11 protein-coding genes are annotated in these 14,118 nt (G+C 63.6%); 10 read left to right on the top strand and 1 reads right to left on the bottom strand.

Annotated features, from left to right (window positions below):
- The 9 genes from murD to lpxC all read left to right on the top strand — a co-directional run bounded on the left by murD (nt 1) and on the right by lpxC (nt 10,451).
- Complete coding sequence (gene murD, locus Q6A47_RS14300) at nt 1-1,347, top strand: UDP-N-acetylmuramoyl-L-alanine--D-glutamate ligase (protein WP_029612147.1); 1,347 nt, start codon at nt 1-3, stop codon at nt 1,345-1,347.
- Nucleotides 1,344-2,558, top strand: a complete 1,215-nt coding sequence (gene ftsW, locus Q6A47_RS14305; protein WP_039579846.1) for a putative lipid II flippase FtsW — start codon at nt 1,344-1,346, stop codon at nt 2,556-2,558. The genes murD and ftsW overlap by 4 nt, the downstream gene beginning before the upstream one ends.
- Entirely contained in the window at nt 2,548-3,627 is a 1,080-nt protein-coding gene (gene murG / locus Q6A47_RS14310; protein WP_039579844.1) for an undecaprenyldiphospho-muramoylpentapeptide beta-N-acetylglucosaminyltransferase, read from the top strand. The genes ftsW and murG overlap by 11 nt, the downstream gene beginning before the upstream one ends.
- Complete coding sequence (murC, locus tag Q6A47_RS14315) at nt 3,620-5,074, top strand: UDP-N-acetylmuramate--L-alanine ligase (RefSeq protein ID WP_029612148.1); 1,455 nt, start codon at nt 3,620-3,622, stop codon at nt 5,072-5,074. Before murG ends, murC begins: the two co-directional genes overlap by 8 nt.
- A complete protein-coding gene (locus Q6A47_RS14320) occupies nt 5,071-6,027 on the top strand; it encodes a D-alanine--D-alanine ligase (protein WP_029612149.1) in 957 nt (318 codons plus the stop codon). The genes murC and Q6A47_RS14320 overlap by 4 nt, the downstream gene beginning before the upstream one ends.
- A gap of 5 nt (nt 6,028-6,032) precedes the next feature.
- Nucleotides 6,033-6,902 (top strand): cell division protein FtsQ/DivIB, encoded by an 870-nt coding sequence (locus Q6A47_RS14325; protein ID WP_039579840.1) that lies wholly within the window; start codon nt 6,033-6,035, stop codon nt 6,900-6,902.
- Nucleotides 6,903-6,916: 14 nt separating this feature from the next.
- On the top strand, nt 6,917-8,173 hold the full coding sequence (ftsA, locus tag Q6A47_RS14330; RefSeq protein ID WP_039579839.1) for a cell division protein FtsA: 1,257 nt from the start codon (nt 6,917-6,919) through the stop codon (nt 8,171-8,173).
- A 57-nt stretch (nt 8,174-8,230) separates the two neighbouring features.
- A complete protein-coding gene (ftsZ, locus tag Q6A47_RS14335; RefSeq protein WP_116888994.1) occupies nt 8,231-9,427 on the top strand; it encodes a cell division protein FtsZ in 1,197 nt (398 codons plus the stop codon).
- Between the two features lie 112 nt (nt 9,428-9,539).
- Nucleotides 9,540-10,451: a UDP-3-O-acyl-N-acetylglucosamine deacetylase gene (gene lpxC, locus Q6A47_RS14340; RefSeq protein WP_029612152.1), complete on the top strand. Its 912-nt coding sequence runs from the start codon at nt 9,540-9,542 to the stop codon at nt 10,449-10,451.
- Nucleotides 10,452-10,510: 59 nt separating this feature from the next.
- Here the strand turns inward: lpxC and Q6A47_RS14345 are convergent, their stop codons facing one another.
- Complete coding sequence (locus Q6A47_RS14345) at nt 10,511-10,966, bottom strand: DUF721 domain-containing protein (RefSeq protein WP_304484616.1); 456 nt, start codon at nt 10,964-10,966, stop codon at nt 10,511-10,513.
- A 313-nt stretch (nt 10,967-11,279) separates the two neighbouring features.
- Between Q6A47_RS14345 and secA the strand changes: the two genes are divergently transcribed.
- Nucleotides 11,280-14,015 carry a preprotein translocase subunit SecA gene (gene secA, locus Q6A47_RS14350; RefSeq protein ID WP_039579835.1) on the top strand — a complete coding sequence of 912 codons (2,736 nt, stop codon included), beginning with the start codon at nt 11,280-11,282 and terminating at the stop codon, nt 14,013-14,015.
- Nucleotides 14,016-14,118 lie beyond the last annotated feature (103 nt).

Raw genomic sequence — 14,118 nt, forward strand, 5'->3', positions numbered from 1 at the left:
GTGTCACTGATCGCTTCCGACCAATTCCGCATCGTTGTCGGCCTCGGCAAGAGCGGCATGTCTCTGGTTCGCTTCCTGGCGGGCCAGGGCATCGCCTTTGCGGTCGCCGACACCCGCGAGCAACCGCCGGAACTGGACACCCTGCGCCGTGACTACCCGCAGGTGGAAGTACGCTGTGGTGAGCTGGACGTCGACTTCCTGTGCCGCGCCAGCACCTTGTACGTAAGCCCCGGCCTGGCCCTGTCCACGCCAGCGCTTCAACAGGCCGCCGCGCGTGGCGTGACGCTGTCCGGCGACATCGAGTTGTTCGCTCGTCAGGCCAAGGCGCCGATCGTGGCGATCAGCGGTTCCAACGCCAAGAGCACGGTCACCACTCTGGTGGGCGAGATGGCCGCCAAGGCCGGTAAGCGCGTGGCCGTCGGCGGTAACCTCGGCACGCCGGCACTGGATCTGCTCGACGACAGCGTCGAGCTGTACGTGCTGGAACTGTCGAGCTTCCAGTTGGAAACCACCGATCAGCTCAACGCTGAAGTGGCCACCGTGCTCAACATCAGCGAAGACCATATGGACCGCTACAGCGGTCTGCCGGCCTATCACTTGGCCAAGCACCGCATTTTCCGAGGTGCTCGCCAGGTGGTGGTGAACCGTCAGGACGCCTTGAGCCGGCCGCTGCCGGTCGAAGGGCGTCCCTGCTGGACATTCGGTCTCAACGCGCCGGACTTCAAGGCTTTCGGCCTGCGAGAAGCCGATGGCGAGAAGTACCTGGCATTCGAATTTCAATCGTTGATGCCGGTGCGTGAACTGAAGATCCGCGGTGCGCACAACCAGAGCAACGCCCTGGCGGCGTTGGCCCTGGGTCATGCAGCCGGGTTGCCGTTCCAGCCGATGCTCGAGGCGCTGCGCGAATTCACCGGCCTGGCTCATCGCTGCCAATGGGTGCGCGAGCGCAACGGTGTGAACTGGTACGACGATTCCAAGGCCACCAATGTCGGTGCCGCGCTGGCGGCCATTGAAGGCCTGGGCGCAGACATCGAAGGCAAGCTGGTCCTGATCGCCGGCGGTGACGGCAAGGGGGCTGATTTCGCCGCCCTGCGCGAGCCGACCGGCCGGCATTGCCGCGCCGTAGTGCTGCTGGGTCGTGATGCCCAACGCCTGAGCGAGACGCTTGAAGGCGCGGTGCTGCTGGTGCGAGTCGCCAGCCTGGAGGAGGCCGTGAAGCGCTGCGCTGAACTCGCCGAGCCGGGCGATGCGGTGCTGCTGTCGCCTGCGTGCGCCAGCCTGGACATGTTCAGGAATTTCGAAGAACGCGGGCGTCTGTTCGCCCAGGCAGCGGAGGGGCTGGCATGATTTTCGGCATCATCAAGCCGTATCCGTCACCGCTCATCAGCGGGCGTGGCATCGACCTGGACTTCCCGCTGCTGGCCGGCTGCCTGGCGCTGCTGGGCCTGGGCCTGGTGATGATCACCTCGGCTTCGTCGGAAGTGGCTGCGGTGCAGTCGGGCAATCCGCTGTACCACATGATTCGCCACCTGGTGTATGTCGCCCTGGGCCTTGGCGCCTGCGGCGTGACGATGATGGTGCCGATCGCCACCTGGCAGCGCATGGGCTTCATGATGCTGATCGGCGCTTTCGGCCTGCTGGTGCTGGTGCTGGTGCCCGGCATTGGCCGTGAAGTGAACGGCTCGATGCGCTGGATCGGTTTCAGCTTCTTCAACGTACAGCCATCGGAAATCGCCAAGGTGTTCGTGGTGATCTACCTGGCGGGTTACCTGGTACGCCGGCAGACCGAAGTGCGCGAGAGCTGGATGGGCTTCTTCAAGCCGTTCATCGTGCTGCTGCCGATGGCCGGCCTGCTGCTGATGGAGCCGGACTTTGGCGCCACGGTGGTGATGATGGGCGCTGCGGCCGCGATGCTGTTCTTAGGTGGGGTGGGGTTGTTCCGCTTCTCGCTGATGGTGGTACTGGCGGTGGTCGCGGTGTTCGTCCTGGTGCAGGCTCAGCCTTATCGGATGGCGCGCCTGATCACCTTCACCGACCCCTGGTCCGATCAGTTCGGTTCCGGTTACCAGCTCACCCAGGCGCTGATCGCTTTCGGTCGCGGCGAGTGGCTGGGCGTGGGCCTTGGCAACAGCGTGCAGAAACAGTTCTACCTGCCCGAAGCGCACACCGACTTCGTGTTCTCGGTACTGGCCGAGGAACTGGGTGTGGTTGGCTCGCTGTGCACCGTGGCGCTGTTCGTGTTCGTCACCATCCGCGCCCTCTACATCGGTCTGTGGGCCGAGAAGGCCAAGCAATTCTTCGCCGCCTACATGGCATTCGGCCTGGCGTTCCTGTGGATCGGCCAGTTCCTCATCAACATCGGTGTGAACGTCGGTCTGCTGCCTACCAAAGGCCTGACCCTGCCGTTCCTCAGTTACGGGGGCAGTTCGCTGGTCATCTGCTGCGCCTGCGTAGGGCTGCTGCTGCGCATCGAATGGGAGAGCCGAACGCACCTGGGCAGCGAAGAGCACGAGTTCAAGGAAAGCGATTTTGCCGAGGAGACCAGTCATGGGCGCTGACGGCAAGAACGTCTTGATCATGGCCGGTGGCACTGGCGGGCACGTGTTCCCGGCGCTGGCCTGCGCGCGTGAATTCCAGGCCCGTGGCTACAGCGTGCATTGGTTGGGCACCCCTCGCGGCATCGAGAACGAGCTGGTGCCGCAGGCTGGCCTGCCGCTGCACCTGATCCAGGTCAGCGGTCTGCGCGGCAAGGGCAAGCTGTCCCTGCTCAAGGCGCCGTTCACCTTGGTCAAGGCCGTGTTGCAGGCACGGCGCATCATCCGCGAACTGCAACCGGTGTGCGTGCTCGGTTTCGGTGGCTATGTCACAGGCCCCGGCGGCGTCGCCGCGCGGTTGTGCGGCGTGCCGCTGGTGATCCACGAGCAGAACGCCCGCGCTGGTACCGCCAACCGCTTGCTTGTGCCATTGGCTGCGCGGGTCTGCGAAGCCTTCCCCGACACCTTCGAGGCCAGCGAGAAACGCCGCACCACCGGTAATCCGGTACGCCGCGAACTGTTCCTGGAGTCGCCACGCCTGCCCCTGGCCGAGCGCCGCGCACGGCTGTTGGTGCTCGGCGGTAGCCTGGGTGCGGAACCATTGAACAAATTGCTGCCTAAGGCCCTGTCCGAAGTGTCCGTCGACCTTCGTCCCGAGGTGTTCCACCAGGCCGGCAAGCAACACGCCGAGGTCACCGCCGAGCGTTATCGCGAGGCCGGGATCGACGCCCAGGTGGAGCCCTTCATCAAGGACATGGCCCATGCCTACGGCTGGGCAGACATGGTGGTGTGTCGGGCCGGAGCCCTGACCGTCAGCGAACTCGCGGCGGCGGGCCTGCCTTCGATGCTGGTGCCTTTGCCCCACGCCATCGACGACCACCAGACCCACAACGCCCAATACCTGGCTCGGGAAGGCGCCGCCTTCCTGCTGCCACAAGCGACAACTGGCGCAGCGCAGCTCGCTGAACGCCTGAACGAGGTGCTGATGCAACCCGAGAAACTCGACACCATGGCCGGCACCGCTCGCCGCCTGGCCAAACCTGCCGCAACCAGCACCGTAGTCGACATCTGTCTGGAGGTGGCCCATGGTTGAAAGCCAGAAAGCCATGCCGCAACCCAAGATGGGCCGCATCCGCCGTATCCACTTCGTCGGTATCGGCGGCGTGGGCATGTGCGGGATCGCCGAAGTACTGCTGAACCTGGGCTACGAAGTATCCGGCTCGGACCTCAAGGCCTCGCCGGTCACCCAGCGCCTGGAGTCCTTCGGCGCCGAGATTTTCGTGGGTCACCGCGCCGAAAACGCGGCCACCGCCGACGTGCTGGTGGTGTCCAGCGCCATCAACCCGGCCAACCCGGAGGTCGCCACTGCCCTGGAACGTCGTATTCCGGTAGTGCCACGCGCCGAAATGCTCGCCGAACTGATGCGCTACCGTCACGGCATCGCCGTGGCTGGCACCCATGGCAAGACCACGACCACCAGCCTGCTGGCGTCGGTGTTCGCAGCCGGTGGCCTGGACCCGACGTTCGTCATCGGGGGTCGCCTGACCGCCGCCGGCACCAATGCGCAACTGGGGACCAGCCGCTACCTGATCGCCGAGGCCGATGAAAGCGATGCCAGCTTCCTGCACCTGCAACCGATGGTTGCGGTGGTCACCAACATCGACGCTGACCATATGGCGACCTACGAAGGTGACTTCAACAAGCTGAAGAAGACCTTCGTCGAGTTCCTGCACAACCTGCCGTTCTACGGTCTGGCGGTGATGTGCCTGGACGATCCGGTGGTGCGTGAAATCCTGCCCCAGGTCAAACGTCCGACCGTCACCTACGGTTTCAGCGACGAGGCCGACATTCGCGCCATCAACGTACGCCAGCAGGGCATGCAGACCCACTTCACCGTGCTGCGCCGCGACCGCGAGCCGTTGGAGGTGTCGGTGAACATGCCCGGCAACCACAACGTGCTCAATGCGCTGGCCACCATCGCCATCGCCACCGACGAGGGCATCAGCGACGAGGCCATCGTCCAGGGCTTGTCGGGTTTCCAGGGCGTTGGGCGACGCTTCCAGGTATACGGCGAACTGCCGGTCGAAGGTGGCAGCGTGATGCTGGTCGACGACTATGGTCATCACCCGACCGAAGTGGCGGCCGTGATCAAGGCCGTGCGTGGTGGCTGGCCAAGCCGGCGCCTGGTGATCGTCTACCAGCCGCACCGCTACAGCCGGACCCGCGATTTGTACGACGATTTCGTACAGGTGCTGGGCGATGCCAACGTGCTGCTGTTGATGGAGGTGTACCCGGCCGGTGAAGAGCCGATTCCGGGCGCTGACAGCCGTCAGCTGTGCCACAGCATCCGCCAGCGCGGCAAGCTCGACCCGATCTACATCGAGCGCGGCGCCGAACTCGCGCCCCTGGTCAAGCCGCTGCTGCGCGCCGGTGACATCCTGATCTGCCAGGGCGCCGGCGATGTCGGCGGCCTGGCGCCACAACTGATGAAAAGCCCGTTGTTCGCTGGCGCCGTCGCCCAGCAGGAGAAATCGCTGTGAGTACCGCGTACGACAAACTGCACTCCACCCTCGACATCAAGGCCTTCGGCCGGGTGGCCGTACTCTACGGTGGCAAGAGCGCCGAGCGTGAGGTGTCGCTGAAATCCGGCGCTGCGGTGATCGAGGCGCTGACGGCAGCGGGTGTGGACGTGGTGGCCATCGATGTCGGCGACGACCTGCTCGAGCGCCTGCAGCACGAGCGGATCGACCGCGCGTTCATCATTCTGCATGGCCGTGGCGGCGAAGACGGCAGCATGCAAGGCCTGCTGGAGTGCCTGGGCATTCCGTATACCGGTAGCGGCATCCTGGCTTCGGCACTGGCCATGGACAAACTGCGCACCAAGCAGGTGTGGCAGAGCCTGGGCATTCCGACCCCGCGTCACGCCGTGCTCAGCACTGAAAACGACTGTGTCGAGGCAGGTAAGGAACTGGGCTTCCCGCTGATCGTCAAACCTGCCCATGAAGGTTCGAGCATCGGCATGGCCAAGGTGAACAACGTCGAGGAACTGGTCGCTGCCTGGCAGGACGCCGCTCGCTACGATTCCCAAGTGTTGGTGGAGCAGTGGATCCACGGCCCGGAGTTCACCATCGCGGTGCTGCGCGGCCAAGTGCTGCCACCGATCGCGCTGGGTACCCCGCACGTGTTCTACGACTACGACGCCAAGTACGTCGCCAACGACACTCAGTACCGCATTCCGTGCGGGCTGGACCGCCACAAAGAACAGGAACTGATCGACCTGACCGCGCGCGCCTGCGATGCCATCGGCATCGAGGGTTGGGGCCGTCTGGACGTGATGCAGGACGAGCAGGGCCGGTTCTGGCTGCTCGAAGTCAATACCGCACCGGGCATGACCGATCATAGCCTGGTGCCCATGGCGGCCCGCGCGGCCGGACTGGACTTCCAGCAACTGGTGCTGGCGATCCTGGCCGACAGCGTAGCGACGCGAGGTTAATCACCATGCAAGGCGCAATGATACGTCAGCAGCAACCCGTGACCGGCCGTAGCAAGCCGGTGCCGCGCGGTGCCAGCCGACTGGTGGCCGACGAGCCCGTATCGGCGCGCCTGCCTCGGCCGAACTTCGGCGGCCTCAAGCGCCTGCTGTGGCCGGTGCTGCTGGTGGCGGCCGGTTTCGGCGCCTATGAGGGCGCGATCAGGCTGATGCCCTATGCCGACCGGCCGATCACCAAGATCGCCGTGCAGGGCGACCTCAGCTACATCAGCCAGCAGGCGGTACAGCAGCGTATTGCGCCCTACGTGGCGGCTAGCTTCTTCAGCGTCGACCTGCCGGCGATGCGCACCGAGCTCGAGCAGATGCCGTGGATCGCTCACGCCGAAGTGCGTCGGGTCTGGCCCAACGAGGTGGTGATTCGCCTCGAGGAACAGTTGCCTGTCGCGCGCTGGGGCGACGAGGCCTTGCTCAACAACCAGGGCCAGGCCTTCACCCCGCGCGAGCTGGCCAACTATGAGCACCTGCCGCAGTTGTTCGGCCCGCAACGCGCTCAGCAACAAGTCATGCAGCAGTATCAGGTACTGAGCCAGATGCTGCGTCCCCTCGGGTTCTCCATCGCTCGCCTGGAGCTGCGCGAGCGAGGCAGCTGGTTCCTGACCACGGGTGCGGGTAGCACCGGTCCAGGCATCGAGCTGCTGCTGGGACGCGATCATCTGGTGGAGAAGATGCGCCGGTTCATTGCCATTTACGACAAGACACTCAAAGAGCAGATCGCCAACATCGCCCGCGTCGATCTGCGGTACGCCAACGGATTAGCCGTTGGCTGGCGGGAACCGATTGCACCGACGACGGCCCAACCCGCCGTTGCGAAGAATTAGAGAGAGGCAGGACCATGGCAAACGCGCATAGCGGCAAAATGATCGTCGGGCTGGACATCGGCACCTCCAAGGTCGTCGCCCTGGTGGGCGAAGTGGCTGCGGACGGCACCCTGGAGATCGTCGGGATCGGTACTCATCCGTCCCGCGGCCTGAAGAAAGGTGTAGTGGTGAACATCGAATCGACCGTGCAGTCGATCCAGCGCGCGGTGGAAGAGGCGCAGTTGATGGCGGGCTGCCGCATCCACTCGGCGTTCGTCGGCGTGGCCGGCAATCACATCCGCAGCCTTAACTCCCACGGTATCGTCGCCATCCGCGACCGCGAGGTCAGCGTCGCCGACCTGGAGCGCGTACTCGACGCCGCCCAGGCCGTGGCCATTCCTGCCGACCAGCGCGTGCTGCACACCTTGCCGCAAGACTACGTGATCGATAACCAGGAAGGCGTGCGTGAGCCCCTGGGCATGTCCGGCGTACGCCTGGAGGCCAAGGTCCACGTGGTCACCTGCGCGGTCAACGCAGCGCAGAACATCGAGAAGTGCGTGCGCCGCTGTGGCCTGGAAATCGACGACATCATCCTCGAGCAACTGGCCTCGGCCTACTCGGTGCTGACCGACGACGAGAAGGAACTGGGCGTGTGCCTGGTGGACATCGGCGGCGGCACCACCGACATCGCCATCTTCACCGAAGGCGCGATTCGTCACACCGCCGTGATTCCGATTGCAGGCGACCAAGTCACCAACGACATCGCCATGGCCCTGCGCACACCGACGCAGTACGCCGAGGAAATCAAGATCCGCTACGCCTGTGCCCTGGCCAAGCTGGCGGGTGCCGGCGAAACCATCAAGGTGCCGAGCGTCGGCGATCGTCCGCCGCGCGAACTGTCGCGCCAGGCCCTGGCCGAGGTGGTCGAGCCGCGTTACGACGAGCTGTTCACCCTGATTCAGGCCGAGCTGCGCCGCAGTGGCTACGAAGACCTGGTGCCGGCCGGCATCGTCCTCACCGGCGGTACCGCGAAGATGGAAGGCGCGGTGGAGCTGGCCGAAGAAATTTTCCACATGCCGGTACGCCTTGGCGTGCCGCACAGCGTTCGGGGGCTGAGCGATGTGGTGCGCAACCCGATCTATTCAACCGGCGTGGGACTGCTCACCTACGGCCTGCACAAGCAGACCGAGGACCTGCCCCTGACCGGCAACAGCAGCAGCAACAGCTATGGCGATGAACCGAAGGCCCCGGTGCTTGAGCGCTTCAAGCGCTGGGTCCAAGGCAATTTCTAAGTTTCAAAGCAGTAGTGGTAGGCGCTAAAAAACTAGAGAACTGTAAGGAGAGGGAAAATGTTCGAGCTCGTAGACAACGTCCCGCAAAGCCCGGTCATCAAAGTGATCGGCGTCGGTGGTGGTGGTGGCAACGCCGTCAACCACATGGTCAAAAGCAACATCGAGGGTGTGGAGTTCATCTGCGCCAACACCGATGCACAGGCGCTGAAGAGCATTGGTGCACGCACCATCCTGCAACTGGGTACCGGCGTCACCAAGGGCCTGGGCGCAGGTGCCAATCCGGAAGTCGGTCGTCAGGCCGCGCTGGAAGATCGTGAGCGCATTGCCGAAGTCCTGCAGGGCACCAACATGGTGTTCATCACCACCGGCATGGGCGGCGGTACCGGTACCGGTGCAGCGCCGATCATCGCCGAAGTGGCGAAGGAAATGGGCATTCTCACCGTTGCGGTGGTGACCCGTCCGTTCCCGTTCGAAGGCCGCAAGCGCATGCAGATCGCTGACGAAGGCATTCGCATGCTGGCTGAAAGCGTCGACTCGCTGATCACCATTCCCAACGAGAAGCTGCTGACCATCCTGGGCAAGGACGCCAGCTTGCTGTCGGCGTTCGCCAAGGCGGACGATGTGCTCGCCGGTGCCGTGCGCGGTATCTCCGACATCATCAAGCGTCCCGGCATGATCAACGTCGACTTTGCCGACGTGCGCACAGTGATGGGCGAAATGGGTATGGCCATGATGGGTACCGGCTGCGCCAGCGGTCCGAACCGTGCCCGCGAGGCCACCGAAGCGGCGATCCGCAACCCGCTGCTCGAAGACGTCAACCTGCAGGGCGCCCGCGGCATCCTGGTGAACATCACCGCAGGTCCTGACCTGTCGCTGGGTGAGTACTCCGATGTGGGTAGCATCATCGAAGCCTTCGCCTCCGACCACGCAATGGTCAAGGTCGGTACCGTGATCGATCCGGACATGCGCGACGAGCTGCACGTCACCGTGGTCGCTACCGGCCTGGGTGCGCGTATCGAGAAGCCGGTCAAAGTGGTGGACAACACCCTGCAGACCGCGCAACAGGTGTACGAAGCGTCTAATCCGGCACCCGTGCGTGCAGAACAGCCATCGGTCAATTACCGTGAGCTGGAGCGTCCGACCGTGATGCGCAACCAGGCTCACGCCGGTGCTGCCGCTGCGGCCAAACTCAACCCACAGGACGATCTGGATTACCTGGACATCCCGGCCTTCCTGCGTCGCCAGGCCGATTGATGGAATTTATCAGGGCTATGAGGGTGATTGGTGTTCAGCAAAGGCCGGGTCTGCTATCATTCCCAGCCTTTGTTGATACCAATTCGCAATTAGCGCTAAAGCGGCCAATGCCATGATCAAACAACGCACCCTGAAGAATACCATTCGTGCCACAGGTGTCGGCCTGCACTCCGGAGAGAAGGTCTACCTGACTCTGAAGCCGGCACCGGTGGATAGCGGCATCGTCTTCCGCCGTGCCGACCTTGACCCTGTGGTCGAGATCCCGGCACGTGCGGCCAACGTCGGCGAGACCACCATGTCGACGACGCTGGTCAACGGTGACATCAAGGTCGATACGGTCGAGCACCTGCTCTCCGCCATGGCGGGCCTGGGCATCGATAACGCCTACGTCGAGCTCTCCGCCTCGGAAGTGCCGATCATGGATGGCAGCGCCGGACCCTTCGTATTCCTGATTCAATCCGCCGGCCTGGAAGAACAGGACGCCGCCAAGAAGTTCATCCGCATCCTGCGCGAAGTGACCGTGGAGGAGGGCGACAAGCGCGCCACCTTCATGCCCTTCGACGGGTTCAAGGTGAGCTTCGAGATCGACTTCGACCATCCGGTCCTGCGCAACCGGACCCAGAGCGCCAGCGTCGACTTCTCCAGCACGTCTTTCGTCAAGGAAGTCAGCCGGGCACGCACCTTCGGCTTCATGCGCGACATCGAGTACCTGCGCCAGCATAACCTGGCGCTCGGTGGCAGCGTCGAGAACGCCATCGTGGTCGACGAGACCGGTGTGCTCAACGAGGACGGCCTTCGTTACGAAGACGAATTCGTCAAGCACAAGATCCTCGACGCCATCGGCGATCTCTACCTGCTGGGCAACAGCCTGATCGGCGAGTTCAAGGGCTACAAGTCCGGACACGCGCTGAACAACCAACTGTTGCGCAAGCTGATCGCCGAAACCGATGCCTGGGAAGTGGTCACCTTCGAAGATGCCAGCACGGCACCGATCTCCTACATGCGCCCTGTTGCGGCCGTGTAAGTTCGAACACTCTCTAGTTCATTGAGGCCACCTTCGGGTGGCCTTTTTTCATTCTGCGATCAGCTGTTGTCTGGCGCATGGGCGGCCAGCCGTTCGAGCGCTGCGCGCAGTTTCGGGTCTTCGATGGCTTCGGCGGTTTCGCGCAGGCTCTGCGCAGCCTGGCGCGATAACTCACTGGCGTGCATCTGTCGTTTCGGCGCCGCCACCGGCGGCTGCACCTGGAAGCGAATGCGCTGCAGGTTGCCGAAGGCGTCCATGCCGCGCAGGGCCGTCAGCAGCCGTTTGTGTTGATAGCGCAGGCGGGTCGCCCAGTGCCCGTCGGTGACCACCAGCAGCAGGCAACCATCGCGCCACGAGGCGACATGGCAATGCTCGCGGGCGGCCGGCTGCAGTTGGCTTTCCAGCAGGCGCTGCAGGTGCTCCAGGCGCTCGGCCTGGTTGAGCAGCAGACGCAGTGGCCTGGCCTGGCGCAGCAGGGCGGCGGGGGGCTGGGCAGAAGGCGGTTTATAGGCCATCGGGGTACGCACGAGGTTACAAGATCGGCAGTCTAACAGATGGCATCGCCGCCGTTGTGCGGCGTGCCTCAGCGCACCGATGCGCGGGGGCAGGTGCGGCAATCGCAGCTTTCATGATCTGGCGCCTTGAACTTGGAAAAAATATCCCTATGTTAGGTAAGCCCCGCTAAAAGCGCTGTGCCAGCATCGTGGAAATCCACCACTTTCCTCACCATCGTTTCCGGGTAGAATGCTCGTTCGCATGCGGCCCAAGGGCTGCACGGGCGACTCTCGGGGCCGCCCTCCATCCCTAAGTGTGGAAGAACCAGCCGATATGTTTGCGCCTTTGTTGAAAAAACTTTTTGGAAGCAAGAACGAGCGTGAGATCAAGCGCATGCTCAAGACGGTGAGTGCCGTCAATGCCTTCGAAGAGAAGATGGTGGCCCTCTCCGACGAACAACTGCGCGGCAAGACCGCAGAGTTCAAAGAGCGCCTGGCCAAAGGCGAAACCCTCGACCAACTGCTGCCCGAAGCCTTCGCCGTGGCCCGTGAGGCCGGTAAGCGCGTCATGGGCATGCGCCACTTCGACGTCCAGTTGATCGGCGGCATGACCCTGCACGAGGGCATGATCGCCGAGATGCGTACCGGTGAGGGCAAGACCCTCGTCGGCACCCTGGCGGTGTACCTCAACGCACTGTCCGGCAAAGGCGTGCACGTGGTCACGGTCAACGACTACCTCGCCCGTCGCGACGCCAACTGGATGCGTCCGCTGTACGAGTTCCTCGGCCTGACCATCGGCATCGTCTCGGCCTTCCAGCCGCCGGAAGAAAAGCGCGCCGCCTACGCGGCCGACATCACCTACGGCACCAACAACGAATTCGGCTTCGACTACCTGCGCGACAACATGGCCTTCAGCCAGGACGAGAAGTTCCAGCGTGAGCTGAACTTCGCGGTCATCGACGAAGTGGACTCGATCCTCATCGACGAAGCGCGTACCCCGCTGATCATTTCCGGCCAGGCCGAAGACAGCTCCAAGCTGTACACCGAGATCAACCGCCTGATCCCGCGCCTGAAGCAGCACATCGAGGAGGTCGAAGGCCAGGTGACCCAGGAAGGTCACTTCACCATCGACGAGAAGAGCCGCCAGGTCGAGCTCAACGAAGCCGGTCACCAGTTCATCGAGGAAATGCTCACCCAGGTCGGCCTGCTGGCCGAGGGCGAGAGCCTGTACTCGGCGCACAACCTGGGCCTGCTGACCCACGTCTACGCCGGTCTGCGTGCCCACAAGCTGTTCCACCGCAACGTCGAGTACATCGTCCAGGACGGTCAGATCCTGCTGATCGACGAACATACGGGCCGGACCATGCCAGGTCGCCGCCTGTCCGAGGGCCTGCACCAGGCCATCGAGGCGAAGGAAAACCTGAACATCCAGGCCGAGAGCCAGACCCTGGCTTCGACCACCTTCCAGAACTACTTCCGTCTGTACACCAAGCTGTCCGGCATGACCGGCACCGCCGACACCGAAGCGTTCGAGTTCGCCCAGATCTACAGCCTCAACGTGATGGTCATCCCGCCGAACAAGCCGTTGGCGCGCAAGGACTTCAACGACCTGGTGTACCTGACCGCCGAGGAGAAGTACGCGGCGATCATCACCGACATCAAGGAGAGCATGGCCAAGGGCCGTCCCGTACTGGTCGGTACTGCGACCATCGAGACCTCCGAGCACATGTCCAACCTGCTGCACAAGGAAGGCATCGAGCACAAGGTTCTGAACGCCAAGTACCACGAGAAGGAAGCCGAGATCATCGCCCAGGCCGGTGCGCCGGGTGCGCTGACCATCGCCACCAACATGGCCGGTCGCGGTACCGACATTCTGCTGGGCGGTAACTGGGAGGCCGAAGTCGCCGCCCTGGACAACCCCACCGAAGAGCAGATCGCCCACATCAAGACCGACTGGCAGAAGCGTCACCAGCAGGTGCTGGAAGCCGGTGGCCTGCACGTGATCGCTTCCGAGCGCCACGAGTCGCGCCGCATCGACAACCAGTTGCGCGGCCGTGCTGGTCGTCAGGGCGACGCCGGTTCCAGCCGTTTCTACCTGTCGCTGGAAGACAGCCTGATGCGTATCTTTGCCTCCGATCGGGTGAAGAACTTCATGAAGGCCCTGGGCATGCAGTCCGGCGAAGCCATCGAGCATCGCATGGTCACCAACGCCATCGAGAAGGCGCAGCGCAAGGTCGAAGGCCGTAACTTCGACATCCGCAAGCAACTGCTCGAATACGACGACGTGGCCAACGAGCAGCGCAAGGTCATCTACCACATGCGTAACAGCCTGCTGGCCGCCGAGAACATCGGCGACACCATCGGCGAGTTCCGCAAGGAAGTGCTGGACGCTACCATCAGCCAGCACATTCCGCCGCAATCGCTGCCTGAGCAATGGGATGTCGCCGGTCTGGAAGCGTCGCTGTCCAGTGACTTCGCCATGAAGCTGCCGATCCAGCAGTGGCTCGACGAGGACGATCACCTCTACGAGGAAACCCTGCGCGAGAAGCTGCTGAACGAAATCACCACCGCCTACACCGAGAAGGAAGACCAGGCCGGGATCGATGCCCTGCGCACCTTCGAGAAGCAGATCCTGCTGCGCGTGGTGGACGACCTGTGGAAAGACCACCTGTCGACCATGGACCACCTGCGTCACGGTATCCACCTGCGTGGCTACGCCCAGAAGAACCCGAAGCAGGAGTACAAGCGCGAGTCGTTCACCCTGTTCCAGGAGCTGCTGGAGTCGATCAAGCGCGACACCATCCGTGTGCTGTCCCACGTTCAGGTGCGCCGCGAAGATCCAGTCGAGGAAGAGGCCCGCCTGCGCCGTGAAGCCGAAGAACTGGCCAGCCGCATGCAGTTCCAGCATGCGCCTGCGCCAGGCCTGGAAAGCGAGCCGTTGAGCGAAGAGGGCGCTGAGGTTGCCGTGGCTGCCATGCCGGTTCGCAACGAGCAGAAGCTGGGTCGCAACGAGCCGTGCTGGTGTGGCTCGGGCAAGAAGTTCAAGCATTGCCACGGCCAGATCGAGTGATCTGATCCTCTCGCGGTGACGTAACATCCGGGGCCGCTTTCGCGCCCCATCGCAGCACAAGGCCGCTTCTACAGGTATTTCAACTCACTGTAGGAGCGGCCTT

It is taken from the genome of Pseudomonas boreofloridensis, assembly GCF_030580795.1.
In the GTDB taxonomy this organism is placed as follows: Bacteria; Pseudomonadota; Gammaproteobacteria; order Pseudomonadales; family Pseudomonadaceae; genus Aquipseudomonas; species Aquipseudomonas boreofloridensis.